This window comes from Stenotrophomonas sp. AGC87, from assembly GCF_057333975.1.
Genome location: NZ_JBHFHW010000039.1, coordinates 21,071 through 47,865, shown reverse-complemented (window position 1 = coordinate 47,865; position 26,795 = coordinate 21,071). Strand labels below are relative to the sequence as shown.

Below are 26,795 nucleotides of genomic sequence, written 5' to 3'. Positions count from 1 at the left end.
CCCCCCTGCCGAGGGTGGGACGGCGGCAGTGCCGCCGTCCAGATCCCTTACTTCGGCTGGTAACGCACGCTCAGGCGATACTCGCGGCCAGGCTGGTTGTACCAGGCGACGGTTTCGTAGTCGCGGTCGAAGACGTTGCTGACCCGGCCCAGTACGGACCAATCGCGGGTCAGGGCGTATTCCAGACGCAGGTCCACGGTGCCGTAGCCAGCCAGGTGCACCGTGTTCGCTGCATCGTCGTAACGCTTGCCGGCGCCGTTGGCGGTGAGGCCGGCGCGGAAATCACCAAAGCGGCGATCGACGTCCAGGCGCGCGGTGTTCTGTGCGCGGCGCGCCAGCCAGTTGTCGAACTGCGCGCTGCCGTCGGTGCGGTTGCGCGGGTCGGTGTGGCTGAGCTGTGCGTTGAGGTCGAACCCGGCGACGGTGATCGCACCGGTCAGTTCGGCGCCGCGGATGCGCGCCTTCTCGACCTGCGACATCATGAAGGTGGTCGCGTCGTAGGTGATCAGGTCATCGATGCGCGTTTCGTATACGTCCAGGCCCCAGCGCCAGCCATCACCCTGCTGGGCGATGCCGATGTTCGCGCTCTTGGATTTCTCCGGGTCCAGGGTCGGCACGCCGCTCCACGGGTCGTAAAGGTCGCTGAAGGTCGGGGCCTTGAACGCGGTGCCATAGCTCGCGTTGAGGCGGAACCCGCTGCCCAGCTCCAGGCCCCAGCCGAGGCTGCCAGTGGTGTGGTTGCCGAACTGTTCGTTGTCGTCGTTGCGCACGCTGGCCTGCAGGTGGTGCGCACCAAAGCGGCCCTGGTACTGCACGAACACGCCGGTGTTGTCGCGGCTGTCGACCAGGTAGCCGGCGCTGCTGCCGTCCAGGTTGTCCTGGCTCCAATCCACACCAGCGCTCAGCAGCTGGCCGTCAGCGAGGCCGATGTCGGCCTGCACCGAGGCACTGTCGCGGTGGGTCTGTGCATTGCCCAGCCAGGTATCACCGTTGAAGTTGTCCGATTCGTTGTCGGCGCGGCCGACGTTGACCGTCAGGTTGAAGCGCTCGCTCGGCTTGTAGCGCAGCTTGCCGCCGAGCACCTGCTGCAGCGTTTCGGAGTAGTTGTAGTAGCCGTCGTAATGGTTCTCGCCTTCGGCGCGCAGTGCGGTGCCTTCCAGGCTCAAGGTGTCCGTCAACGCATAGCCGCCGCGCAGGCTCATGGACAGGTTGCGGTAGCCATCGCGGTCGGGCTCGTCGGCGCCGCAGCCAGCGAAGGGCGACACCGAGCCCCGGCAGGCGTTGATGCCATCGGTGTGCTGGTAGGCGATGTCGGTGCCGAACCAGCCACGCTCACCGCTGCCACCGAAGCCACCGCTGGCCTCGCGCAGGCCGTTGCTGCCACCGCCGAGCTGCAGGTGCGGCGCGAACTGGCCGGCATTGCGGCGGGTGAAGATCTGGATCACGCCACCGATCGCATCGGCGCCGTACAGGCTGGACTGCGGGCCACGCACGATTTCGATGCGCTCGATCTGCGCCAGCGGCAGGTCCTGGATCATGGCCAGGCCGAGGTCGCCGGTGTTGATGCGCACGCCATCGATCAGCACCAGCGTGTGGGCCGAGTTGGTACCGCGCAGGAACAGCGAGCTCTGCTTGCCCAGGCCGCCGCTGTTGTTGAGGTTGATGCCGGCACGGCCGCGCAGCAGATCCTGCAGCGACGGCGCCTGGCTGCGCTCGATCTCGGCGCGGTCGATCACCTGCGCCGGTGAGATGCTGTCCTGCAGGGCGATCGGGGTACGCGTGGCGGTGACCAGCACCTGGTCCAGCGCGGTGGCGTCGTCCTGTGCGGAGGCCAGCAGGGGCAGGGCCGACAGCACGGCCAGGGAAAGAACGCGGGTTTGCAGCTTCATCAATGACTCCATGCACCGCGCACGCCCGCGCGGCAAGGGGTGGGGATGATCGCGCTGCAGGGAGGTTCGACGGTGGGCGGGCGCACGCAGGCACCTGCTTGCCGCCGCCATGCCCGCCGCATCGCAACCAGTCGTCTTCCAGGCCGGTCTCCGGGCTCGCGGGCCGATGGGGGTGCCATCGTGCCAGGCGCCTTCCCATGCCGGAGCACAGTGGCGTGTTGCCTGGTGTTTCCACGCTTACCGTTGCGGGGGCAGCGCCGGAGTGGCGGCGTGGCACAGGGCCTGACGCGTCACCGGCTTCCCGTTTCAACCTGGCGGCATTGCAGCCCCAGGTCACCTGAAAGTGGGCGCAGTCTAAGCCATCGGCCGGGCCCATGGAGCGCACCGGTTAGAATGCGCCTCGCTTTTTCGATGTGATCTCCATGACCCCAACGTGGTTGCAGCACCCCGGCACCGACGCCCGTGACCTGCACTGGCCGGCCGCAGCGGGCAGCAGATGGGGCCGGGCATGATCCTCGATCTGATCCGCCACGCCAGTACCGGCCGCGACGATCATCTTGATGGCCGCACCGATCCACCGCTGCACGAGGGCGCGACCGACGCCCTGTGTGCGCGTTATGCCGGGCTGCCCTGGCAGCGTGTGCTGTCCTCGCCACGGCAGCGAGCACTGTTGACCGCCGAGGCATTGGCCTTGCCCCACGCGGTGGACGTGGAGGCCGATGAGGAATGGGAAGAACTCGATTTCGGCGACTGGGACGGGCTCGCGCTGGAGGCGCTGCCGATGGATGCGCTGTCAGCCTTCCATCTGGACCCGCACGCCAATCCACCGCCGCATGGCGAAAGCTGGGGCCACTTCGAACGCCGCATCGCGCGCGGCCTGCATCGGTTACTGGATGAGCCCGAGCCGGTCCCGACCTTGATCGTCAGCCACGGCGGACCGCTGCGGATGGTGCTGTCGCAGGTGTGCGGCCTGCCGATGGCGATGTGCTGGGCGCTGCGCATCGATCACGGCACGCGGCTGCGCCTGCGCGTGGAGCGCGAGGACGACCGGCTGTGGGGCGAACTGCTGGAGCTGCAGCAGGTATGAAGCGCGCGGGTAGCGACGGTGTGTCGGTTCCCGTGGATCAGCGGTTGTCGTCGTCCATCTCGAACGGCGGTGCTTCGTCGCCGTCATCGTCGCGATGCTCGACCGTGCGGTCGTAGACCGGGCCGGAGGCGGGCGGCGCCTTCTTCAGCGGCTGGTCGGCGATGATCGCTTCGTACTCGGCCACCAGCACGGTGCGGCGCGCCTCCGGCAGTTCCTGCCAGTGGCAGTCCTGCAGCGCACCTTCCAGCGAGTAGAGCAGATTCAAGCTGGGCTTGAAGCCGGCGCGGCGCACCTTGACGAAGGCACCGACCGCACCGACCGCCACCAGATCTTCCGGCGTACGCAGACCGACCTGGCGAAGCCATGCTGCGCTCTTCGGGCCGATGTTGCGCAGCTTGACGCCACTCATCCCAATGCCTCGACGAACACCGCGGCGATGGCTTCCAGCCCGGCCTGGTCCTCGGCATCGAAGCGCGCCAGCGAGGGGCTGTCCAGGTCGAACACGCCGACCAGCTCGCCGTTGTGGACCAGCGGCACGACCAATTCCGAGCGCGAGGCCGAGTCGCAGGCGATGTGACCGGGGAACGCATCGACGTCTTCGATGCGCTGGGTGACCCGCTGCGAAGCAGCAGCGCCACACACGCCCTTGTCGAGCGGGATACGTACGCAGGCGGGCAGGCCCTGGAACGGGCCAACGACCAGCTCCTTGCCATCGAAGAAGTAGAAGCCGACCCAGTTCAGGTGCGGCAGGGCGTGGTAGACCAGCGCCGACAGGTTGGCCGCATTGGCGATGCGGTCGCGCTCGCCGTGCACCAGGGCGCGGGCCTGGGCCAGCAGCTGGCCGTACTGTTCCGGCTTGCTGCCGGTGAGCGTGGAGGTATCGAACATGGCCGCAGTCTACCAAGCGCGGCGGTTGGTTGCCCCCGGGGCCGGCGGAACGCAGCGGACCGCGCCGCAGCGCTGCCGGGAGGGCGGATAATGGCGCGATTCCGCTCCCGGTCGTCCCTATGTCCCTGCCTGCGCCGCGCCCTGCCGCCCTGTTCGTCACCGGTACCGACACCGGCATCGGCAAGACCTTCAGCAGCTGTGTGCTGCTGCATGCCCTCCGCCGCCACGGCGGCACCGCGGTGGGCATGAAGCCGGTCGCCAGTGGCTGCGAGCGCACGCCTGAGGGCCTGCGCAACGAGGATGCCACCGCCCTGCTGGCCGCGAGCATGCCGGCACCGGCGTATGAAGACCTCAACCCGTTCGCGCTCGAGCAGCCACTGGCCCCGGAGATCGCCGCGGCGGAGGCTGGCGTGCAACTGTCGCTGGCACCGATCGAGGCCGCCTTCGCGCGCCTGCGCGCCAGCGCGGACACGGTGGTGGTCGAGGGCGTCGGTGGCTGGCTGGCGCCGCTGTCGGCCACGCTGGACCAGAGTGATCTGGTGCACGCGCTGAAGCTGCCGGTGGTGATGGTGGTCGGGCTGCGGCTGGGCTGCCTCAACCATGCGCGGCTGACTGCCGAGGCGATCGCGGCCCGTGGCGCGCGCTGCATCGGCTGGATCGCCAACGACGTGGACCCGAGCATGGCACGCCGCGACGAGAACGTCGCATTGCTCACCGCGCGGCTGCCGATGCCGTGCTGGGGCCGCCTGCCGTATGCGCCGGGCGTGGACCCGGCCCGCCTGGCGGACCGTCTGGTGTTCTGAGCGTCAGCTGCCTGCGCGCACCTGCAGCGCGGTGGCGAGCCGGCCGACCGTGGCGATCGCGCCGGCGAAGCGATCGTCCAGTTCCTGGCAGCACGACAGGCGCAGGCAATGCCGATAGCGGGCACCGCGCGAGTACACCTGGCCGGGCATGAACACCACGCCCTCGGCCAAGGCCTGCTCGAACAGCTCCCCGGCATCGATCGCGGCAGGCAGCTCCACCCACAGCAGGAACCCGCCCGTCGGCTGGGTGGCCGACGTGCCGGGCGGGAAGTGCTGCGCGATCAGGCCACGCACGTGGCTGACCTGGTCGCTGTAGAGCCGACGCAACCCCCGCAGATGGTGCTCGTAGTTGCCGGCCTCCAGGAACGCGGCCACTGCATCCCCGAGCAGGCGTGATTCGGCGCCGGAGGAGTGGAATTTCAGCAGCTGGATATCGGCAGCGAAGCGGCCACCGTCGAGCCAGCCGATGCGGTAGTCCGGCGCGAGCGTTTTGGAGAAGCCGCTGCAGACCATGATCCAGCCATCGCGGTCAAAGCTCTTGGCCAACGGCTCCAGTGGCTCCTTGAACTGCAGTTCGGCGTAGACCGCGTCTTCGATCAACGGCACCTGGTAATGGTTCACCAGCGCGGCCAGGCGCTGCTTGTTCGGCACGGGCATGCTGCCGCCGAGCGGGTTGTGCACGGTCGGCATGGCCATGATCGCGGCAATGCCGCCGGCGGCGAGCAGCGCTTCCAGTGCCTCCAGATCGAGGCCGTCCCTCGGATGGGTGGGCAGCTCGATCGCGCGCAGGCCCAGGCTGCGCAGCAGCGGGTAGATGTTGAAGTAGGAGGGCGCTTCGATCGCGACCGCATCGCCGGGTTGGGTCACCACGCGCAACGCCAGCTGCAGGGCTTCCATCGCACCATGCGTGAGCACCAGCCGGTCCGTGGTGGTGTGCAGCCCCAGCCGTGGCCCACGCTGCACTATCTGGGTCAGCAGCCGTGCCGCACCGTTGGGACGTGCGTAGGTCTCCACCGTGGTGGTGGCACGGCGCAGTACCTGCGCGGTGATGCGGGCCAGCTGCGCGCCGGGATAGAAACGCTTGCCGCGCGGGCCGGCGAACGCCAGATCGACGATGTCCGGTTGCTGCTGTGCGGCCAGCACGCGCGCCATCATCGCCTGCTGCGCGGGTGCAGTCGGTGGTGAGGGTGCCTGCCGCAGCGACTGGGTGGGTTCGGGCAGGCGCGGGCTGACCACGAAGCCGGCCTTGGGCCGCGGCAGCACCAGCCCGGCATCCTCCAGCTGCCGATACGCGGCGATCACCGTGTTGAGGCTGAGGCTGCGCTGTGTCGCCAGGCCGCGCAGCGACGGCAGCCGGGTGCCGACCGGCAAGCGTCCACTGCGGATCGCGTCGGCCATTTCATCGGCCAGGGACTGGTAGAGGTTGGTCGCCATCGGCATCTGCATCCACGGGTATCTGTAACCGTGCGGATGCCAGTCATCTGCATCTGTATCCGCCTCGGGACGCAGCCTACCATGGGCGTGATGACTTCCCTCGCGCACGGCAGAGCGATGTGTGCCGTGCGTCTTTTCTTCAGGTTCGCCGCGTGATCAGCGCGCCGAAATGGTGGTGCTCACCAGGCGCGGCTGCTCGCGGTACAGCGCCGGAAACTGCTGTTTCAGCGCCGCCACCTTGGGCAGGTCGTTGATCCGGATGTACAGCGATTCCGGATGCAGCGTGAGGTAGTTCTGGTGATAGCCCTCGGCGGCGAAGAACGGCTTGCCACCATCGACCTGGGTCACTACCGGCGCGGCGTAGGTCCTGGCCTGCTGCAGCTGGGCGATGTAGGCGCGGGTGGCATCGCGCTGCGCCGCGTCGTCGGCATAGACCGCCGAGCGGTACTGCGTGCCTCGGTCCGGGCCCTGCCGGTTGAGCTGGGTCGGGTCATGCGCCACCGAGAAGAACACCTGCATCAGCTGGCCATAGCTGACCTGGGCCGGATCGTAGGTGACCTGCACCGCCTCGGCATGGCCGGTTCCACCGCCGCCGACGCGCGGGTAGGTGGCATTCGCCGCACTGCCGCCGATGTAGCCGGAGAGCGCGTTGTCCACGCCCTTGATGTGCTGGAACACGCCCTGCACGCCCCAGAAGCAGCCACCGGCGAACACCACCTGTGCCCGCTTCACACCGGGTTGGCGCAGGTCCGCCTTGCCGGCAGGTGGCGGCATCGCCACGGCGGTGGTGGCTGCGGCGGCGAGTGCCGGTCGATCCAGACCCAGCACCACGCTGGCGGTGAGTGCCGCGATGGCGACAGCGATGCCGCCTGCAACGAGTTTGTCGACTGCGATCTTCATGCGATGGCTCCTCACCCAAACGTAAAGGCGTAGGCGTGCACGCCCGGATCGAGGAACTCGATCTCGAAGGTGCGCTCCTGCACGGCGCCGGACTGGCGGATCAGCTGATACAGACGGTTTTCATCCACGCGGCCGTCGCCGTCGGCGGAGATGTCTCCACCGGCTGCCGCGCCCGGCGGCTGCCCGTCGATGCGCACGCGGAACCGGACCGGCTTGCCGTCCTCGCCCGGCGCCAGCACCAGGTGCAGGTCACGTGCATGGAAGCGGAAGGCGATACGGCCGCCGCGTGTCTCCAGCCGGGCGTCCTCGTTGCCCACGGTCCAGCGTCCGGCCAAGGCCCACTGGTTGTGTTGAAGCGTGGCAGGCACGGTGTAGTCGGCAGGCTGGTCCTGGCGCTGGCCACCGGGGGAGGCGAAGTTCTCGGCACGCGCATGGCCGAGGTAGGTCTCCGGCGATTTGAGGTTGTCCATGTCGGCCTGGCGCGCTACACCGTCCAGCGTTATCGCGACCAGTGCATCGTCACCGGGCAGGGTGTTGCCGGCCTCGCGCAGCAGCTGGCGGATGATCTGCTCGGACTGCGCATAGTTGCCCTCGCCGAAGTGATGCGCGCGGATCCGGCCCTGCGCATCGATGAAGTAGTGCGCCGGCCAGTACTTGTTGTTGAAGCCGCGCCAGATCGCGAAGTCGTTGTCGATCGCAACCGGGTAAGTGACCTTCAGGTCCTTCACCGCCCGCTGCACGTTGGGGAGATTGCGCTCGAAGGCGAACTCCGGCGCATGCACACCGATCACCACCAGGCCGTGATCGCGATAGCGCTCGGCCCACTCACGCACGTAGGGCATCGCGCGCAGGCAGTTGATGCAGGAGTAGGTCCAGAAGTCGACCAGCACCACCTTGCCGCGCAACGCCTGCGCGTCCAGCGGCGGGCTGTTGAGCCAGCCGGTTGCGCCGGCCAGGGAGGGCAGGGTGCCTTCCACCGGCAGCGGCTGCCCGGGAGTAGCGGCGGAACTCATCATCGCCGCACCGGCCGCGGGCTGCTGTGCTGGCAGCACATCGAGCAGGCCCTGCTCCAGCTTCGCGGTACTGACCGTGGACAGCCGGGTCAGCACGCCGGTATCCCAGCCCATCGCAATGGCGATCACCGCCAGCAACGCGGCGATGCCGAGCCCGCGACGCACCCACTCGCCCACGCCAAGGCGGCGCTTGAGCGCGGCAAACACGCGCCCGCCGATCCAGATCGCCAGGGCCAGCGAGGTGGCTGCGCCCAGTGCATAGGCCAGCAGCAGCCCGCTGGTGCCGACACTGGCGCCCTGCAACGCCGCGCCGGTGAGGATCAGGCCGAGGATCGGCCCCGCGCACGGCGCCCACAGCAGGCCGGTGGCGATACCGATCAGCAGCGAGGTGCCCACGCCACCGCGGCCGGCATCACTGGCCGCATCGGCCGAGGCGCTCAGTCGCGCGCCCAGCCGCTGGAACGGCGACAGCAGGCGGTCGGCCAGCGCCGGCCACAGCAGTGCCAGCGCGAACACCGCCATCACCACCAGCGCGATCCAGCGCCCGATCTGGTTGGCCTGGGCCACCCATTGGCTGCTGACCGCCGCCAGGCTGGCGACCACGGCGAACATCAAGGCCATGCCGATCAGCAGCGGCAGGCCACTGCGCAGGAACGGGCGGTCCGAGCGGGCGAACACGAACGGCAGCACCGGCAGGATGCAGGGGCTGAGGATGGTGAGCACACCACCGAGATAGGCCAGCACGAGCAGAAGCATGGAGCGGTCCTTCTATGACGCAGGGGAGTGCGGCGCTCAGGCCGCGACGAAATTCATGGCCACGCCGTTCATGCAGTAGCGCAGGCCGGTGGGGCGCGGGCCGTCATCGAACACGTGGCCGAGATGGCCGCCGCAGCGCCGGCAATGCGCCTCGACACGGACCATGCCCAGGGTGGTGTCGCGGTCTTCGCCGACGGCATCGTGCAGCGGCGCCCAGAAGCTGGGCCAGCCGGTGCCGCTGTCGAACTTGGTGGAGGAGGAGAACAACGGCAGCGCGCAGCCGGCACAGCTGAAGGTGCCCCGCCGATGCTCTTTGTTGAGGGGGCTGCTGAACGGCCGCTCCGTGCTCTGCCGCCGCAGCACGCTGTACTGGGCAGGCGTGAGCTGTTCGCGCCACTGCGCATCGCTGCGCATGACCTCGAACTGGCGTGCGGGGGCGGCGGGCGCCGCCGGGGCAGGGTTGCTGCAGGCGGTCAGGCCAAACAGGCCGGCGGCAGCCGTCATGCCACCCATTCCAAGCACTTTGCGACGTGTGAAGCGCATGACCGATCTCCGGGCACGGGGACGATGCGGCCATGCTGCGCCCGGCCCGGTCAACGAATCCTCACGCAGGGTTAAATTTTCCGTGACACATTCAGGTCGCGATCCGTCGACAATGCCGCCATGCCCTCCTGCCGCCCCCTGAGCCGATGAGCAGTGCCAAGCGTGTCCTGATCGTCGAAGACGATGTCCACATCGCCAACCTGCTGCGCATGCACCTGCGCGACGAAGGCTATGAGGTCACCCATGCCGCCACCGGCGACGAGGGCCTGGCCCTGCTGGAGGCGCAGCCGTGGAGCGCGCTGGTGCTGGACCTGATGCTGCCCGGTGTGGACGGCCTGGAGATCTGCAAGCGTGCCCGCGCGATGACGCGCTACACCCCGATCATCATCACCAGTGCGCGCGCCAGTGAAGTGCACCGCATTCTCGGCCTGGAGCTGGGGGCGGACGATTACCTGGCCAAGCCCTTCTCGATGCTGGAACTGGTGGCACGCGTGAAGGCGCTGCTGCGCCGTGTCGAGGCGATGGCGCAGAACGCACGCATCGACGCCGGCGAGATCGAGGTGGCCGGGCTGCGCATCGACCCGGTCGCCCGCACGGCACTGGTCGACGGCCGGCCCTTGGAACTGACCCCGCGCGAGTTCGACCTGCTGTACTTCTTCGCCCGTCATCCCGGCCAGGTGTATTCGCGGATGGACCTGCTCAACCAGGTCTGGGGCTATCAACACGACGGCTACGAACACACCGTCAACACCCACATCAACCGGCTGCGCAACAAGATCGAGCGCGATGCGGCCAACCCGCAGCGCATCCAGACGGTGTGGGGGCGCGGCTACAAACTGGTCGATGGCCACGAGGGGACAGACACATGATCCGCCTCACCTTGTCCCAGCGCCTGTCCGCGGTGTTCTTCGCGCTGTTGCTGCTGTGCTGTGGCGCACTGGTCTGGATCCAGATGCGCAGCACCACCGTGCATGAGCAGGAAACCGTGCAGCGCCTCTCACGCGGGCTGGCCGAGCACATCGCGCGCAGCGGCGAGCTGATGGATGGCCGCGGCATGCGCAATGGTGAAGTGCGCGCCCTGTTCGGCAAGCTGATGGCGGTCAACCCGAGCGTGGAGGTGTATCTGCTCGACGACCAGGGCCGCATCCTTGGCCATGACGCGCCGGACGGTCACCTTAAACGCAGCCGTGTCGATCTGGCGCCTGTGCAGGCGCTGCTGCGCGACGAGCCGCTGCCGATCCTCGGCGATGACCCACGCAGTGCGACCGGCCGCAAGGTGTTCAACGCGGCGCCGCTGTGGGTGCAGGGGCATCAGGCGGGCTACATCTACGTGGTGCTGGTCGGTGAACAGCGCGAGGCGCTCGCCGCCAATATCGCGGCCAACAGTACGCTGCGCACCACGTTGTGGTCGCTGGCGATCGTCGCCGTGGTGGGGCTGCTGGCTGGCCTGGTCGCATTTCGCTGGGTGACCCGCCCGCTGCGCCAGCTGACCCGGCGCATCCAGTCCTTCGACGTGGATACGGCCACGCCGGATGCCGCGCCGCCCCCGGCGCCGCTGCGTCCGGGCGAGCGCGACGAGCTGGCCATCCTGCAGCACAGCTTCGGGCATATGGCCCAGCGCCTGGGCGAGCAGTGGCAACAGCTGCGCCAGCAGGATCTGCAGCGGCGCGAACTGGTCGCCAACATCTCCCACGACCTGCGCACGCCGTTGTCGTCGCTGCACGGGTATCTGGAAACGCTGGCACTCAAGGACGCCACGCTCAGTGCTGACGAACGCCAGCGTTATCTGTCCATTGCCCTGTCGCAGAGCCACAAGGTCGGTCGCCTGGCCCAGGCACTGTTCGAGCTGGCTCGCCTTGAACACGGCGGCGTGGTGCTGGACCGCCAGACCTTCTCGCTGCCTGATCTCGTGCAGGACGTGTTCCAGAAGTTCGAGCTGGCCGCGCAGTCGCGCCGGCAGACGTTGAGTGCCGACATCCCACCGGGTTTGCCGCCGGTGGTCGCGGATCTGGCGTTGATCGAGCGGGTGCTGACCAACCTGCTCGACAACGCGATCCGCCACACGCCCGAAGGCGGGCGCATCACGGTGACCCTGCACGCGTCGGGCAGCGAGGTGCAGGTCAGCGTGGGCGATTCCGGTCCGGGCATCGCTGCCGAGCGGCGCGACACCTTGTTCACCACGATGCCGGCGCTGGGCAGCCAGCGCCCCGACAGCGGTGGCCTTGGCCTGCTGATCGTGCACCGCATCCTGCAGTTGCACGGGCGACCGATCCACTTGATGGACAGCCGCGAAGGCGCGCTGTTCGTGTTCACGCTGCCTGCCGCGACGCTGTCGCCGCGGCTCTGAGCGCAGGCCTGCCGCTCAGCGGCGTGGCAGCAGCAGCCGGAAGCGTGCGCCGCCCAGGACCGAGTCGCAGACATCGGCGCTGCCGCCATGTTTGGCCGCGATGATCTGGACCAGGGCCAGCCCGAGGCCGAAGCCGTCGGGATGCTGCTGGAGCTGCACGTATGGCTGGAAGATGCGCTCGCGGTCGGCGGGCGCGATGCCGGGCCCATCGTCGTCGACGGCGATGACCAGCCGGTGATCCAGTGCATGGGCGCTGACGACTACCTGGGTGGCGGCATGGCGCAGTGCATTGCCGATCAGATTCTGGAGCGCGAGCAGCAGTGCATCGCGGTTGGCCGAAAGTGACGGCTGATGGGGCGGCTGGAAGCAGAGCCGGGGCCTGCCTGCGCCAGCGGGCCGGGCGCGGTCACCCAACACCGTGAACAGCCCCGCGACGTCCAGCGGCTCGGTGATGATCTGTGTGCTGCGCCCGAACTGTGCGTAGGCCACGCCAGCCGAGGCGAGCTGTTCGAGCCGGACGACATCCTCCTTCAGTCCATCGCGCAGCGCCACGCTGTCCGCATCGCAGGTGTCGATCTGCATCATCGCCAGCGCGAAACGCATCCGTGCCAACGGGGTGCGGGTCTCATGCGCCACGGCCTGCGACAGAATCCGCTGGCCTTCCATCACGTCCTGCAGCTGCCTGGCCATGCTGCACAGGGCATGTTGCAGTGGGCGGACCAACCGTGTGCCGACCACCGGCGCTTTGACGGCAAGGTTGCCTTGCTGGATCGTCAATGCCATTTCACCCAGCGCGTAGACGTCGCGCCACAGGCGGTAGACCAGGAAGTACAGGGGAAGCGCGATCGCAATGATGAAGATGCCCATCATCACCGCGGTATCCACCCACTCACTGTCGTACCAGTCGACATCGGCGTGCTGCGGCTCGGAGAAGTCGCCCAGCACCAGCACGCGCGGGGAGCCGGGCAGGCGCTGGTAGCTGAAGTGCGCGTCGTCGGTCAGCACCAGTCCGCCCTGGTCGAGGTGTTGAAGCGATCGCGCGTCGAGCGCGTGCGGCGCCTGCTCCAACGTTGTCACCCGCAACGGATAGGCGAACTGCATCTGCAGTTGCCGGGTCAGCATCGGCCACTCCGCTTCCGGTGTGGCGGCGTAGCGGTCGTGCAGAAGATGGTGGATGCCCTGCAGCTGGGTACGGACCTGCTGGCCTTCTCCCTGTTCGGTCAGCACGGCCCACAGGTACAGCCCGGCTGCGATGAGCACCAGGTAGGCGATCACGAAGCCCAGGCAGTAACGCACAAACAGGCTGAAGTGACCGACGGCGGTAACCTTCGCCTTTGCCGGAGACATACTGTCAGCCCCAACCGGCACGATTGAACAGATAGCCCTTGCCGCGGATCGTCTTGATCCGGTCCGGCGCCTCGCCGAAGTCGCCAAGCTTGCGCCGCAGGCGCGAGATCCGTGCATCGATCGAGCGGTCGAGCCCATCAAAGCCGATGCCACGCAGATGGCGGAGCAGATCATCGCGGCTGAGCACGGTGCCGGCGCTCTGGGCCAGGCAGATCAAAAGATCGAACTCCGCGGTGGTCAGTTCCACGCGCTGCGATTGAAGCGTCACTTCACGCGTGTCGCGCTCGATGCGCAGCTGCCCGAACTGCAACGCCGCGTACCCATGGCGCTGATCGCTGTCGCGCCGCAGGTGCGCACGGATCCGTGCCAGCAGCACGCGCGGCTCGATCGGCTTGCCGATGTAGTCGTCTGCCCCCAGTTCCAGCCCCAGTACCTGGTCGATGTCGTCCGTGCGGGCACTCAGCATGCAGATCAGACCGCGGAAGTGGGGGCGGATGGCCGCACACACCGCGAACCCATCGATGCCGGGAAGGGTGACATCGAGCAACACCACCGCCGGTGCCAGCGCAGGAATCTGCTCGATGGCATGTTCACCGGTGAGCGCATGCACGACCTGGTAACCGTGCCGCACCAGGTATCCGCTCATCAACGCGCCCAGGCGAACGTCATCCTCAACCAATACGATATCCACCATGTTGACGGCGTCCGCGTGACCTGAGGCGATCCTAAGCCAATGCAGCGACAGGCCACCGTCGGCCGTGCCGAGCGCAGGCGCCATGTTCATATCGGGCGCACGTCGAGGGTGAGCCAACGTGCGGCATGGCTGCAAAGGCGGCTGGTAACGACAGATTGTGGCGCTCGTAAGCCAACAGGACCGATACGGCCAGAGTCATCTGCCCGTACAGCGAGTGTCGCTTTCTACGCGGTGTGACACGCCGTTACAGACCGTCGCTCGCGGTTGCGTGGCACACACGCGTTCTGCACTGACGTGTGGTCGCCGTGAACGCACGCTTCGCACTCCCCAACCTGGAGTCACTCATGCAGATCACACGCACTCTCATCGCTTTGTCGTTGACCATGGCCGCCACCACGGTGTACGCATCCCCGGTCGACCGCGAAGGCGCATACGCCTACGCCGGGCTGGGCCAGGTCCAGTCGAGCTGGTCGATCCCCGCTGGCGACGTTGTGGCCGGCGTCAAGCGCAAGCAGAGCAATTCCGGCGCAGGTTACGTTGCCGGTGCAGGCTACCGGTTCAGCCCGCATCTGGCGGCGGAAGCTTCGTTCGAGAGCACCTTGAGCAATAGCCGCAGCAGTCACCCCACCACCGCCGTGTTCACCCCCCGCTCCTTCACTGTGGGTGGCGTGGCCCTGCTGCCGATCGGTGAGCGGGTCGAGCTGTTCGGCAAGGTCGCTGTCGGCAGCCGCCAGCAGAAGTTGCTGCCGTCCACTGCGGTCGATGCCAAGCCCACCCGGCAGAACAAGTTCGCCACCACGCCCAGTGTCGGCGCCAACGTCTATCTGACCGAAGCGCTTGCGCTGCGCGCCGAGTACAGCCTTCCGATGACGGCCAACACGAAGGTGCGTGAGGCCGCCGGCGTCGAGAAGCTCCGCTTCAGCACCTGGAACCTGGGCGTCGGTTACCGCTTCTGATCGCAAACGCACCCTCTCGTTTCCGGCCGACAGGAGCGGGGATGGCATTGGCGAGGGGGCGCGCCGTGTGGCGTGCCCTCGTGTTCTGGCAGGAGATCCCATGAGTGGAATCTGTGGTGCATGGCTGCGCCCGGGAAAGACCACGGCCGAGCTTGCCCGGCATGTGCAGGCGATGGGGGCGACACCGCCTCATCGCATCGATACGCTTCCGGCCGTCTGGTCTGATGAGACCGGCAGCATGGGGTTGGCGCAGCTGCAGTGCGCCGTTGAGCAGCAGCGCACCCCGCGACAATCGGCATGCGGCCGCTACGTGTTGTGTCTGGATGGGATGCTGCATACGCGCTCGATCCTGCAGCGTGAGTACACGGGCATCGTCGCCTCGCCGGCCGACGATGCGACCCTGCTGCTTGTTTCGATCGCCGCACGTGGTCTGCAGCGGACGTTGCATGACTGCGACGGCGCATTCGCGCTGGCGGTGTGGGACCGCGAAGATGATGTGCTCTGGCTGGCGCGCGATCGGGTAGGTGCGCGGCCGCTCTATTACGGCTGGTGCCAGGGCACTCTGCTGCTCGCCTCCCGCCTTGGCTCGCTGCACGGCTATCCCGGATTCCAGGCGCCGGTCAACCGGGATGCGCTGGCGCTGCTGCTTCGCTTCGGCTACATCCCTGCACCACACAGCATCCATCAGGGCCTGTACAAGGTGGCCGCAGGCTGTGTGGTGCGTCTGAATCTCTCCGACCACCTGGCGGGTGCTGCGGCTCATGCCTCGCACGCGGGCGGTCGGCGCTACTGGGATGCCCGCGATGAGATGTGCAGTGCAATCGACGCGCGCGCACAGGCAGCGTCGTGCCAGGACGGTGCCATCGAGGGGCTGGAGATGCTGCTGCATCAAGCCGTCGACCGACGCCTGCCACCCGCCGGCGCTGCCGCCGCGTTCCTGTCCGGCGGCACCGACTCCTCGCTCGTCACCGCGGTCGCGCAGTCGCAGTCCGCACTGCCGGTCGAGACGTTCACCGTCGGATTCGACGATCCTCGCCACGATGAGGCCGACTGGGCAGATCAGGTTGCCGCGCGGTTGGGGACCCGGCACACGCGTCATATCCTTCGCCGTAGTGAAGCGTCCACGCTGGTCGCAGCGTTGCCGGACATCTGGTGCGAACCGTTCGCCGATGCCTCCCAGGTTCCGACGTTGCTGGCCTGCCTGCTTGTGTCAGGGGGCCACCGCGTCGTACTGACCGGCGATGGTGGGGATGAGCTGTTCTACGGCCATGGCGCCTATCAGCGCGCAATCCGCAACGCGCGGTGGACGGATCGAGTACCTGCGTCCTTGCGCGGGGTGCTACAGCGATGGGCGTTGCCGCATCAGGAACGCGCACGTCTGGGCGGCTGGGCGGCGCTGCGCTCGGAGGCGGGTGCGGACAGCCTTGAGGCGCACTACCTGTTGCGTGTGTCGCGCTGGCGTGACCCTGCCCAGGTCGTGTTGCGCGCGATCGAGCCGGCGACGGTGTTCAGCGATCGTACGCGTTGGCTGGACCGGGGCGATCCGCAGGACCGTGTGCAGTACCTGGATTTCCTGATGGATCTCGGTAACGGCATCCTGCCCAAGATCGATCGCGCCGGCGCCGCACACGGGCTCGATACGCGATCACCGCTGCTGGACCCCGCCGTGATCCGCTTTGCCTGGTCGCTGCCGACAGCGCTCAAGTACGCGCAGGGGCAGCACAAGTGGATCCTGAAGCAGCTGTTGGGCCGGCACCTGCCGGCGTCCTTGGTCCATCGCCCGAAGATGGGCTTTGGTCCGCCCGTGGCCGCCTGGCTGGCCGGGCCGCTTTTTGCGTGGGCCAACGCGCTGCTGGACGAGCAGCGCTTGCGCCGTGAGGGCTACTTTGACGCCGGCCAGGTCGCGCTGATGTGGGCGGAGTTTTGTCAGGGCCGCCGCAAGTGGCACACCCACCTGTGGCCGATCCTGATGTTCCAGGCCTGGCTGGAACGCCACCGGCATGCGGTGGCCGAGGGCTGAGCAGCGCCCAAAAAAAGACCCGACAGAGGGAGGGTTCTGTCGGGTCTGGGATTGCGTGGGGGGAGGGACCCACGCAAATTCGATGTTGTCCGGCTCAGCCGCGGGTCTTGCCTGCGCTGGGCGTGGCGGCCGCGAACGGCTGCCCGGCGAGTTCGCCGAAGGCTTCGGAGGCCTTCAGCCCCAGGCCGGCCACTTCCTGGCTGGCGCTGGTCCAACGGGCGAGGTTGTCACGTGCCAGTTGCGCGCCTTTGGGCAGCAGCGACTGCAGCGTGCCAGCATCCTGTGACTGCACGATTTCACCGAAGAACCCGCTGGTGGCGGTGATGTTCTTTTCCAGCGTCTTCAACTGCACCCCGAACATGCTTTCGGCATTTTCCAGTGCGAGCCGGTTGGCACGCGTGGCCGTGGCGGCCAGCTGGCGGGTGTAGTCGCTGAAGGAATCGGTGAACGCGGACGCCATGGTCAGGACGGCTCGAGAACGGTGATGCAATGCAGCATACGCCGAATATATTGCGATGCAACATATTTTTCCCGAACCGGTCCGGATTTACCCGGTTTCGGTCAGAAAACCTTCAGGATCAACGGGATGGCAGGGCATCCCGAGGGTGATCAACCGCGGTAGCGGCAGCCGGAGGTGCAGGTTTCGTGCACGGTGACTTCGCTCAGCTCGGGCAGGGCCGGCTTGAGCTCGTCCCAGATCCACATCGCCAGGCGCTCGCTGGTCGGGTTCTCCAGGCCGGGGATGTCGTTGAGGTAGTGGTGGTCCAGACGGTCGTAGATCGGCTGGAAAGCGGCTTTGACGTCGCCGAAATCCATGATCCAGCCGGTCTGCTCGCCGGGTTCGCCTTCCACTTTGAGTTCCACCCGGAACGAGTGGCCGTGCAGGCGCGCGCACTTGTGGCCCGGCGGCACGTTGGGGAGGTGGTGAGCGGCCTCGAGGGTAAAGACTTTGAAGATTTCCATGGCCGCATTGTAGCGGCGGGGCGGGGGTGCGGCGGACCGCGCTCGTTAATTGTTGCTAACGAAAACATTTCCATCCGGATGAAGAGATGTTAGTTTCTCTTATATCCGTATGAAGAGATGTTATTGGCCGTGGTTCAGCCAGGCATGGACTACTGCGGAACTTGTCGTCCACCACCCCACTGAAGTTCATGCCCAAGCACACTCTTCTTGTAGCGGCGTTGTCCGTCGCTCTGGCAACGCCTTTGACCGCGTTCGCCGACGCCGCCCCCGATGCCGCCGCCGCCGGCGCCAGCAAGACCCTCGCCGCCGTGCGGGTCACCGGGTCCAACATCAAGCGCACGGATACCGAGTCGGCCAACCCGGTGCAGGTGATCGAGCGCCAGCAGCTGGAGGAGACCGGCAAGGCCACCGTCGCCGACCTGCTGCGCTCGATCTCGGCCAACACCGGCAACGCCGCCAACGAAACCACCAACAACGGCTGGGCCTCCGGTTCGGCCGGCATCGGCCTGCGCGGCCTGTCGCAGAAGAACACGCTGGTGCTGCTCAACGGCCGCCGGCTGGCCAACTACGGCTTCCCGGCCGGCGGCCTGTCGGACACCTTCGTCAATCTCAACGCGCTGCCGTTGGTTGCGGTCGAACGCATCGAAGTGCTCAAGGACGGCGCCTCGGCCGTGTACGGTTCGGATGCCGTGGCCGGTGTGGTCAACATCATCACCCGGCAGAATTTCGAAGGTGCCGAACTCGGTGGCAGCCTGGGCACCGCCGATCAGGGCGGGCTGGACGAGCAGAACCTGAAGTTCATCGGCGGCATCGGTGATCTGGACACGGACGGCTACAACATCCTGGTCAGCCTGGAGGGCTACAACCGCGAGCGCCTGGACCAGGACGAGCGCGACCTGACCAAGTCCGGTATCTACACCGACAAGCCCGGCGGCCGCTGGAACGGCTGGTCGGCCAAAGGCGCGCGCTACCTGGTCAATGGCACCTCGGTGCCGATGCTCGATGCCAATGGCAACTGCCCGGACGGCACCACGCTGGTCGCCAGCGCACCGATCGACGGCCTGGCCGGCAACACCTGCGGCTTCAACCAGGCGCCGTACACCACGCTGATCCCCTCGACCAAGCGCTACCAGGCCTACGTCAACGGCACCTTCCGGGTGAACGACAACGTCGAAGCGTTCGGCGAAGTGCTCTACAGCGACATCAAGGGCGTCTCCTGGTTCGGCAGCAGCCCGTTCTTCACCCTGGAAAGCGGTCGCTTCGCGCTCAACGCCGATACCGGGCTGGCCGAACCGGTGTCGTCCAATCTGCCCGCCAGCAGCCCGTACAACCCGTATGGCCGCGCGGTGCCGATCGAATACACCTTCTTCAACCTCGGTGCGACCATCAAGACCAACCGCTCGCAGGCCTACCGCGGCCTGGTCGGGCTGCGCGGCAGCCTGCAGAACTGGGATTGGGAAGTCGGTGCGTTCGGCGCGCGCAGCAGCGAGCGCGAGACCGTCTCCGGCGGCTTCGCCAACCGCTATGCACTGGCCGATGCGCTCGCCACCGGCAGCTATAACCTGCTCAATCCGTCGGCCACTCCGCAGGACGTGCTCAACGCGATCAACATCAGCACGCTGCGCCCGGCCGAGTCGGTGCTGCAGGGCGTGGATGCCAAGATTTCCGGTGCGATCGGCCATACCTGGGCCGGTGAGATCGGCTTCGCCGCCGGTGCCGAGTGGCGCCGCGAGAAGCTCGATTCCAACAACCCCTGGCAGATCGATGCGGGCCTGCAGATCCGCCCGGCGATCGCCGAGGTGCACGGTGAGCGCAAGGTCACCGCGGCCTATGCCGAAGTGAACGTGCCGCTGGCCGAGCGTCTGGAACTGCAGGCGGCTGCGCGCGCCGATCACTACAGCGATTTCGGCGATGCGTTCTCGCCCAAGCTGAGCCTGCGCTGGCAGCCGTGGGACATCCTGCTGGTGCGTGCCGCCGCCTCCAAGGGCTTCCGCGCGCCGTCGCTGTCGGAGAACTCCAACAGCACCAGCATCGCCTACGGCAGCGTGATCGATCCGCGCGACCCGGACGTGCCGGGCTCGCGGCAGAACCCGACCTTCTTCACTGTCGGCAACAACGATCTCAAGCCCGAGCGCACCAAGAGCTTCAATGCCGGCATCGTGCTCTCACCGTGGACCAACACCAGCCTGAGCGTGGATTACTACCGCATCGAGCTGGAAAACCTGGTGGGCACCAACAACACTCAGACCCTGGTCACCGACAACGTGCCGGGCGCGGTCAGCCGCGATGAGCGCGGCAAGCTGCTGGCGGTGTTCAACCGCTACCAGAACCTGAGCGAGCTGAAGACCTCCGGCTTCGATGTCGAACTGCGTCAGCGCTTCCCGACGGCGCGTGCGGGCGACTTCGGCCTGAGCACCGCCTTCACCCATGTGCGCGACTACAGCCGCCCCACCGTGGTCGGTGGCCCGCTGGTGGATTACGCCGGCAGCAACCTCGGCGCGACCCTGCCCAAGAACAAGGCCACCACCACCTTCGACTGGAGCTATGGCGACTTCCGCACCGCGCTGACCTGGTACTACACCAGCGGGTACGACCAGAAGGCCAGCGCCGCGGCCACTGCCGTGCAGGATCGGGTGGATGCGTACAACCAGTTCGATCTGTACCTGGGGTACACGGGTATCGACAAGCTGACCGTGTACGCGAAGATCCAGAACCTGGCCGATGAGGAACCGCCGTACGACGCCTCCTTCCCGCGCATCCGCGCGCCGTATGACTTCAGTCAGTACGACCTGCGTGGTCGCTACTTCACGGTCGGCTTCGACTACCGCTTCTGACCTCATCCAGCGCACCGGAGCGTGCGTATCCACAGGGTCGGAAGGAACCGGCCCGTCTTTCGGGGAATCGCTGTGTCTTTGCAACGTCGTCTGTTCTCCCCCATCGCCTGGGTGGCGCTGGTGCTGTCTGTGTTCGCTGCGCCTGCCTCTGCGCAGAGCGCGTACTTCTTCCCGGCCGGCGGTGATTTCGATCCGGCCGTGCCCACGCCCCAGCAGTTTCTCGGCTATGAGATCGGCAGCCGTTACACGCGGCACGATCAGCTGGTGGCCTACTTCAACGAACTGGCCAAGCACTCGGACAAGATCAAGGTTGAAGAGATCGGCCGCAGCTACGAGGGCCGCCCGCTGCTGATCGCCACGGTGACCTCGGCGCAGAACCTGCAGAATCTGGAGACGCTACGCCGCCAGCACGTCACCCTGGCCGATCCTGCGCAGCCGCTCTCGGCCGCCGGCAGCAGCCCGGTGGTGGTATGGCTGGGCTACAGCGTGCACGGCAATGAAACCTCCAGCGGCGAAGCGGCGATGCTCACCGCTTACTACCTGGTCGCCAACCGCAGCGCGGAGACCGCGCAGTGGCTGCAGCAGGCGGTGGTGCTGTTCGATCCGGCGCAGAACCCGGATGGGCGCGACCGCGCGGCAAGCTGGCACAACGCCTATGCATCCTCGCCTGCCTCGGCCGATCCGGCGGACAAGGAACATGTCGAACCGTTCCCGCAGGGCCGCACCAATCACTACTTCACCGATCTCAATCGCGACTGGCTGGCGCTGACCCAGCAGGACACGCGGCCGAAGATCGCCTATTTCCACCAGTGGTATCCGAACGTCCAGATCGATTTCCACGAAATGGGCAAGGACAGCACCTACTACTTCGAGCCGTCGCCGGCGAGCATGCACAGCCCGCTGATTCCGGCGGCGTCGTATGACTTCAACAAGACCCTGGCCAAGTACCACGCCCAGTCGCTGGATGCATTGGGCTCGCTGTATTACACCGGGGAGAACTTCGACAACTTCTCGCCGGTGTACGGCTCGACCTACCCGGACTTCCACGGCGCGGTCGGCGTGACCGTGGAGCAGGCCAGCTCGCGCGGCCGCGTGCAGGAATCGGTCAACGGCCTGCTGACCTTTGGCTTCACCATCCGCAATCAGGTCGCCACCGGACTGGGCACGGTGCGGGGTGCAGTGACCGAGCGCGACGGGCTGCTGAAGCTGCAGAAGGAGTTCTTCCAGTCCGCACTGAAGCAGGCCAACCAGCAGCCGGTGAAGTCCTTCGTGTTCGGTGATGCCGCCGACCCGGGCCTGACCCAGCGCCTGCTGGATCTGCTGCTGCAGCACCAGATCACGGTGCAGGCGTTGAGCGCCCCGGTCACCGTGGATGGGCTGCGCTTCGAACCGGGCAGCGCGTACGTCGTCCAGGCCGCCCAGCCGCAGTTCCGCCTCGTCCATTCGATCTTCGCTGACACCCCGCCGATCAAGGGCGATGTGTTCTACGGCAGCACCTCCTATGCGATCGCGCCGGCGTACGGCATCGCCTTCGCCGCGAGCCGCAGCCGGATTGCCGGTGGCGAGCGCGTGGCCAGAGTGCCCGCGGCCAACGGTGGTGTCGTGGGCGGTCAGGCGGGCTACGCGTACGTGTTCGATTGGCGCGATTACAACGCCAGCCGCGCGCTGTATGCGCTGCAGGCCAAGGGCGTGGTGACGCGTGCGGCCTTCCAGCCGTTCACCGCGGCCACCGCCCAGGGCGAGCAGTCATTCGGCTATGGCAGCGTGGTGGTGCCGGTCGCGGGCCAGCCGCTGGCCGGTGCCGAGCTGCTTGCCGCGGTCGATGCGGTCGCACGCAGCAGTGGGGTTCACATCCAGGCGCTCTCCAGCGGGCAGAGCCGTGGTGGCATCGACTTGGGCAGTGACAGCGTCAAGGCACTGCGCAAGCCGGCGGTGGCGCTGGTGATGGGCGAAGGCGTCAGCGCCACCGAGATCGGCTCGGCGTGGTTCCTGCTTGATCAGCACCTGCAGTTGCCGGCGAGCAAGATCGACCCGGCCCAGCTGGGCAAGATCACGCTGGACCGCTACACCACGATTGTTCTGGCCGGCGGGACCTATGCCGGCGTGGATGCCACCGCCGTGGCGGCGCTCAAGCGCTGGATCAACGCCGGTGGCTCGCTGATCACCTACGGCACGGCCGCGCGCTGGGCAATCGAGCAGAAGCTCAGCGACGAAGTGCTGGGGCCGGAGGAGAAGGAACCGGAAGCCGCCCGACGTGCGTTCGGCGATCAGCGCGACATCGCGGCGATCGAACGGGTGAGCGGCAATATCCTCAGCGCGGACGTGGACAACACGCATCCGCTGGGCTTCGGCGTACCGCGTCGGCAGCTGGCGGTGAACAAGGAGAACGGCCTGAGCTTCCAGCCCAGCCGCAACCCGTTCTCCACCGTGGTGCGCATCGACGAGGCGCCCAGGGTCAACGGTTACCTCTCCGAGCGCAACCGCAGCCGCGTCGCCGGTGCCGCGTGGCTGGTGGTGTCGCCGCAGGGGCAGGGCAATGTGGTGCTGTTCGCCGATGATCCGGCGCACCGCAAATACTGGCACGGCACCGAGCGCCTGCTGTTGAACGCGATCTTCTTCGGCAACCAGCTCAACCCGACCAAGCCGCGCGGCTGACACGCGTGGTACCGGTAGTGCCGGCCGCTGGCCGGCTCCCGACCGTTCCCACCGCGACACGCAGCTCCGCCACACTCACCTGATGGCGGGGCTTCCAACCCCAAGCAATAGCCGACCCACGTCGGCTGTTTCCGTTTGTCAGACACCCATCACACCCCATGTGAAATTTCCGTATTGCGAATCATTCGCAATACGAATAGGATGGCGCCCGCCGGCTCGACCCGCAGCCGTCCTTCCAGGGGAACCACCATGAAGATCGTTCCGCTCACCGCTGCCCTGATGGCACTGGTGCTGGCCCCGGCCGTCCTCGCGCAGCCGGCCAGCAAGGCCGCCACCGCCTCGCCGACCGCGGCCGCCTTCCTCGCGCAGTTCGCCACCGAGGGCACGGACAGCGTCAGCTGGGCTCAGTTCGAGGCCTTCCGCAAACAGCGTTACGCCGAGACCGACCGCAACCAGGATGGTCATGTCGACGAGCAGGAATACGTCGACGAGTACCTGCAGCGCTTCGACGTGCGTCTGGCCGACGCACGCGCCGGCCACCTGCGCCAGACCGACACCCGCTTCAAGGCGTTGGACCGCGACAAGAACGGCGCGATCAGCCGTGCCGAGTACGATGCCGCCGGCGAACGCACCTGGGCCGGCTACGAGACGTCGCAGAACGCCACGCAGGAGACCGCCGCAGCGTCTTCGCGCGATCCACTGAAGATGCCGACCTCGCATACCGCCAACGGCATGCTGGAGCTCTACGACCGCAACAAAGACGGCGCGGTTGATCGCGAGGAGTTCGTTGCGGTGCGCGCGGCCAGCTTCGCCGCCACCGACGCCGATGACAACGGCGCCCTGTCGCTGGCCGAGTACACCGCCGAGTTCGAGGGCCGCCTGGACGAGCAGCGCCAGCGTGTCCGCGCCGATGCCGAGCGCCAGGCCCGCGTGCGCTTCGCCTCGCTGGACAAGGACAAGGACGGCCGGATGACCTTCGCCGAGTACCAGCTCTCCGGCAAGCGCATGTTTGATCGTGCCGACAGCAACGGTGATGGCGTCGTCGATGCGCGCGATCCGGAGCCGGTTGCCGGCGCGCATTCGGCCAACGGCAACCGCTAGCGACGCGGACGTGCCGCGCACGTCCCACGTATCAGCCAACGATGAATCCGGCGCGCGATTTCCCGCGCGTCCGTGTGCCTCCCAGCCCCGCTCGGTCCACCGATCGCCGCAGCCAGGAACGGCCCGCCGCCACCGCGGCGCTCACGCCATTCCCTACCCCTCCTGCGGAGCTTGATCATGAAGTCGTCCCTCACCCTGCTGGCCTTGGCGGTTGCCGCCAGCCTGTCCGTCAGCGTGCACGCTGAAACCGCCAACGATGCCAGTACGCTCGATACCGTGCGTGTGCAGGCCGAGCGTGCCAAGAAAACGCGTTCGACCAACCAGAACGTCACCGTGCTCACTGCAGCCGATCTCGACAGCGAGATGGCCAATACGATGGAAGAAGCGATCCGCTACATCCCCGGTGTCAGCATCGTGGACATGGGCCGTTTCGGCGACAACGGCTTCAACATCCGTGGCCTGGAAAGCGACCGCGTGGCGATCACCGTCGATGGCCTGAGCCTGGGCGAATCGGTGGAAACCGCGCGTTCCTACGAGTTCTTCCGCGGTGGCCGCGGCGATGTGGACATCGATACGCTCAAGAGCCTGGCCGTGATCAAGGGCGCCGATTCGATCAGCGCCGGCAGCGGCGCACTGGGCGGCGCGGTGGTGTTCACCACCAAGGACCCGGCCGACTATCTCAAGACGAGCGGCAACGATACCCACCTTGGGTTCAAGGCGGGGTACTCCGGTGCCAACGACGAAACCATGGGCACGCTGACCTTCGCCAACCGCACCGGCATCGTCGAATCGATGCTGGTCTATACCCGTCGCGAGGGCCATGAATCCGAGTCGTGGTACGACACCACGAACGACCGCATCGGGGTCGGTCGCCGCACGCCCGATCCGGTCGACAGCACCCGCGACAACCTGCTCGGCAAGCTCGATCTGCAGCTCGACGAAGCCAATACGCTGGGCTTCCTGTACGAGCGCGGCCGCGCCACCAACGACGTGGACAACCTGTCGCGCGTCTATGCACCGGGTTACCTGTCGCGCAAAGGCCATGACACCAACGACCGCGACCGCTACGGCGTGAACTACCAGTGGCGGGCCGACAACGCGCTGTTCGATACCCTCGATGCGCAGGTGGACCGCCAAGTGACCGACAGCCGTGGCATCACCACCATCGTGGCCGGCAGTGGCTGCCCGGGCGGCGCCACGCCGTGCCTGCGCAGCGAGAACCGCTCGACCAAGCAGACGCTGGACCGTGCCGCGGCCGATTTCAGCAAGGTCTTCTCCACCGCAGGTGCACGCCATGACGTGGTCTACGGCCTGGCCTGGCAGCAGCGCGACATCGACTTCACCGCCGTCGATACCCGCTGGAATGCCGCAGGCGCCATTGCCTCGGTGGAGATCGATCCGCGCCAGGTGCCCAAGACCGACGTGACCGCCTGGAACCTGTACCTGCGCGACAGCGTGCAGCTGCTGGACGAGCGCCTGACCCTCAGTGCCGGCGCACGCTATGACCGCTACGACTATTCGCCGCAGGTGGACGCCACCTTCGTGGATCGCACCGGCACCGTGCGTGATGTCAGCTTCGCTTCGCCGAGCTGGCAGCTGGGCGCCGAATACCGCTTCCTGCCCGACCATGCGCTGTGGGCGCAGGTGGGTCGTGGCTTCCGTGCGCCGACCGTGGCGGACATGTATTCGCCGACCAGCGCCACTCAGGTGATCAATGCGCAGAACGGCCAGCCGCTGCTGCTCAATGACACCGTATCCAATCCAGACCTGGCGTCGGAAAAGAGCCTGAATCTGGAACTTGGTTACCGCTGGAGTACCGACCGTGCACAGCTGGGCCTGTCGGTGTTCCGCGACCGCTACGAGAACTTCATCGAGTACACCAACCTGGCGCAGTCGGTGCCGGGTGGGTTCCGCACGACGGCGACCGGTCCGGTGCTGTACTCGCGCAACTACACGATGCCGACCAACGCGGGCGAAGTGACGGTCAAGGGGGTGGAACTGGAAGGACGCTGGCAGATCAGCGATGCATGGTCCTCGCGCCTGGCCGCCTCGTACAGCGAAGGCGAGAAGCGCAACGGCGATCCGCTGGAGAGCATCGTGCCGGCCAGTGCCGTGCTGGGCGTGCGCTATGCACCGTCGCCGGTGTGGAACGTCACCGCCAGCGTGACCCATGCCGTGGCCAAGAAGGCCAAGGACGCCTACACCAGCGACGCCACCGGCAAGGTCACCACGCCGGCCTTCGTCGACAAGGCCGACGGCTACACCGTGCTGGATCTGTACGGCACCTGGAACGTCACCCCGCAGTGGAAGCTCAGCGCTGGCCTCTACAACCTGACCAATGAGGAGTACTACCTCTGGCAGCGCGTGCGCAACATCAACAAGGGCACCAACACGCTGTACGGCTACGTCAACGATGAGGGCATCGGCCGCTACAGCGAGCCGGGCCGCAATGCGCGGATCACGGTGGCCTACAGCTTCTGAAGCCGGTGCACCGACCCAAGGCCGAGCCGCCGGTAGTGGGGGGGGGTGGCCGGCTCCCGACAAACGAAAAGGGCGACGCAGATG

21 protein-coding genes and 1 riboswitch are annotated in these 26,795 nt (G+C 67.1%); of the genes, 10 read left to right on the top strand and 11 right to left on the bottom strand.

Going from position 1 to position 26,795, the window contains the following annotated elements; translation table 11 throughout:
- Positions 1 to 47 precede the first annotated feature (47 nt).
- Complete coding sequence (gene btuB / locus ACE026_RS16010; RefSeq protein ID WP_486039838.1) at positions 48 to 1,889, bottom strand: TonB-dependent vitamin B12 receptor; 1,842 nt, start codon at positions 1,887 to 1,889, stop codon at positions 48 to 50.
- Positions 1,890 to 2,013: 124 nt separating this feature from the next.
- Positions 2,014 to 2,245: riboswitch (cobalamin riboswitch) on the bottom strand.
- Positions 2,246 to 2,397: 152 nt separating this feature from the next.
- Here btuB and ACE026_RS16005 point away from each other — a divergent pair.
- Complete coding sequence (locus ACE026_RS16005; protein WP_461770676.1) at positions 2,398 to 2,976, top strand: histidine phosphatase family protein; 579 nt, start codon at positions 2,398 to 2,400, stop codon at positions 2,974 to 2,976.
- A 37-nt stretch (positions 2,977 to 3,013) separates the two neighbouring features.
- Here the strand turns inward: ACE026_RS16005 and ACE026_RS16000 are convergent, their stop codons facing one another.
- Both ACE026_RS16000 and ACE026_RS15995 read right to left on the bottom strand, forming a co-directional pair.
- Entirely contained in the window at positions 3,014 to 3,385 is a 372-nt protein-coding gene (locus tag ACE026_RS16000) for a TfoX/Sxy family protein (RefSeq protein ID WP_121042482.1), read from the bottom strand.
- Entirely contained in the window at positions 3,382 to 3,864 is a 483-nt protein-coding gene (locus ACE026_RS15995; RefSeq protein ID WP_259261731.1) for a GAF domain-containing protein, read from the bottom strand. Before ACE026_RS15995 ends, ACE026_RS16000 begins: the two co-directional genes overlap by 4 nt.
- A gap of 119 nt (positions 3,865 to 3,983) precedes the next feature.
- Here ACE026_RS15995 and bioD point away from each other — a divergent pair, with 119 nt between their 5' ends.
- Positions 3,984 to 4,667: a dethiobiotin synthase gene (bioD, locus tag ACE026_RS15990; protein ID WP_486039835.1), complete on the top strand. Its 684-nt coding sequence runs from the start codon at positions 3,984 to 3,986 to the stop codon at positions 4,665 to 4,667.
- 3 nt (positions 4,668 to 4,670) lie between these two features.
- Here bioD and ACE026_RS15985 read toward each other — a convergent pair whose 3' ends face one another.
- The 4 genes from ACE026_RS15985 to msrB all read right to left on the bottom strand — a co-directional run bounded on the left by ACE026_RS15985 (position 4,671) and on the right by msrB (position 9,313).
- A complete protein-coding gene (locus ACE026_RS15985; protein WP_486039833.1) occupies positions 4,671 to 6,101 on the bottom strand; it encodes an aminotransferase-like domain-containing protein in 1,431 nt (476 codons plus the stop codon).
- Between the two features lie 156 nt (positions 6,102 to 6,257).
- The gene (msrA, locus tag ACE026_RS15980) at positions 6,258 to 7,001 is read right to left on the bottom strand and encodes a peptide-methionine (S)-S-oxide reductase MsrA (RefSeq protein ID WP_486039831.1); all 744 of its coding nucleotides are present in this window, start codon (positions 6,999 to 7,001) and stop codon (positions 6,258 to 6,260) included.
- Between the two features lie 11 nt (positions 7,002 to 7,012).
- A complete protein-coding gene (locus ACE026_RS15975) occupies positions 7,013 to 8,770 on the bottom strand; it encodes a cytochrome c biogenesis protein DipZ (RefSeq protein ID WP_486039829.1) in 1,758 nt (585 codons plus the stop codon).
- A gap of 36 nt (positions 8,771 to 8,806) precedes the next feature.
- Positions 8,807 to 9,313 carry a peptide-methionine (R)-S-oxide reductase MsrB gene (msrB, locus tag ACE026_RS15970; protein WP_121042494.1) on the bottom strand — a complete coding sequence of 169 codons (507 nt, stop codon included), beginning with the start codon at positions 9,311 to 9,313 and terminating at the stop codon, positions 8,807 to 8,809.
- Positions 9,314 to 9,459: 146 nt separating this feature from the next.
- Here msrB and ACE026_RS15965 point away from each other — a divergent pair, with 146 nt between their 5' ends.
- Together ACE026_RS15965 and ACE026_RS15960 are read left to right on the top strand one after the other, a co-directional pair.
- Complete coding sequence (locus ACE026_RS15965) at positions 9,460 to 10,182, top strand: response regulator transcription factor (protein ID WP_486039827.1); 723 nt, start codon at positions 9,460 to 9,462, stop codon at positions 10,180 to 10,182.
- The gene (locus tag ACE026_RS15960) at positions 10,179 to 11,660 is read left to right on the top strand and encodes a sensor histidine kinase (RefSeq protein ID WP_486039825.1); all 1,482 of its coding nucleotides are present in this window, start codon (positions 10,179 to 10,181) and stop codon (positions 11,658 to 11,660) included. The genes ACE026_RS15965 and ACE026_RS15960 overlap by 4 nt, the downstream gene beginning before the upstream one ends.
- Before the next feature lie 15 nt (positions 11,661 to 11,675).
- Here ACE026_RS15960 and ACE026_RS15955 read toward each other — a convergent pair whose 3' ends face one another.
- Positions 11,676 to 13,007, bottom strand: a complete 1,332-nt coding sequence (locus ACE026_RS15955) for an ATP-binding protein (RefSeq protein WP_486039823.1) — start codon at positions 13,005 to 13,007, stop codon at positions 11,676 to 11,678.
- 4 nt (positions 13,008 to 13,011) lie between these two features.
- Positions 13,012 to 13,701: a winged helix-turn-helix domain-containing protein gene (locus ACE026_RS15950; protein WP_486039859.1), complete on the bottom strand. Its 690-nt coding sequence runs from the start codon at positions 13,699 to 13,701 to the stop codon at positions 13,012 to 13,014.
- A 344-nt stretch (positions 13,702 to 14,045) separates the two neighbouring features.
- Here ACE026_RS15950 and ACE026_RS15945 point away from each other — a divergent pair, with 344 nt between their 5' ends.
- On the top strand, positions 14,046 to 14,657 hold the full coding sequence (locus ACE026_RS15945; protein WP_486039822.1) for a porin family protein: 612 nt from the start codon (positions 14,046 to 14,048) through the stop codon (positions 14,655 to 14,657).
- The gene (locus ACE026_RS15940; protein ID WP_486039821.1) at positions 14,590 to 16,677 is read left to right on the top strand and encodes an asparagine synthetase B family protein; all 2,088 of its coding nucleotides are present in this window, start codon (positions 14,590 to 14,592) and stop codon (positions 16,675 to 16,677) included. The genes ACE026_RS15945 and ACE026_RS15940 overlap by 68 nt, the downstream gene beginning before the upstream one ends.
- Positions 16,678 to 16,771: 94 nt before the next feature.
- Here ACE026_RS15940 and ACE026_RS15935 read toward each other — a convergent pair whose 3' ends face one another.
- Together ACE026_RS15935 and queD are read right to left on the bottom strand one after the other, a co-directional pair.
- Complete coding sequence (locus ACE026_RS15935) at positions 16,772 to 17,137, bottom strand: phasin family protein (protein WP_486039819.1); 366 nt, start codon at positions 17,135 to 17,137, stop codon at positions 16,772 to 16,774.
- Positions 17,138 to 17,286: 149 nt separating this feature from the next.
- Positions 17,287 to 17,640, bottom strand: coding sequence for a 6-carboxytetrahydropterin synthase QueD (gene queD, locus ACE026_RS15930; RefSeq protein ID WP_019182605.1), 354 nt, complete (start codon positions 17,638 to 17,640; stop codon positions 17,287 to 17,289).
- 188 nt (positions 17,641 to 17,828) lie between these two features.
- On the opposite strand from queD, the gene ACE026_RS15925 reads away from it, so the two are divergent.
- The 4 genes from ACE026_RS15925 to ACE026_RS15910 all read left to right on the top strand — a co-directional run bounded on the left by ACE026_RS15925 (position 17,829) and on the right by ACE026_RS15910 (position 26,711).
- Entirely contained in the window at positions 17,829 to 20,474 is a 2,646-nt protein-coding gene (locus ACE026_RS15925) for a TonB-dependent receptor (protein WP_486039858.1), read from the top strand.
- A 72-nt stretch (positions 20,475 to 20,546) separates the two neighbouring features.
- Entirely contained in the window at positions 20,547 to 23,129 is a 2,583-nt protein-coding gene (locus ACE026_RS15920) for a M14 family zinc carboxypeptidase (protein WP_486039818.1), read from the top strand.
- A 249-nt stretch (positions 23,130 to 23,378) separates the two neighbouring features.
- Positions 23,379 to 24,230, top strand: a complete 852-nt coding sequence (locus ACE026_RS15915; protein WP_486039817.1) for an EF-hand domain-containing protein — start codon at positions 23,379 to 23,381, stop codon at positions 24,228 to 24,230.
- 177 nt (positions 24,231 to 24,407) lie between these two features.
- Positions 24,408 to 26,711, top strand: coding sequence for a TonB-dependent hemoglobin/transferrin/lactoferrin family receptor (locus ACE026_RS15910; RefSeq protein ID WP_486039816.1), 2,304 nt, complete (start codon positions 24,408 to 24,410; stop codon positions 26,709 to 26,711).
- Positions 26,712 to 26,795: the final 84 nt, after the last annotated feature.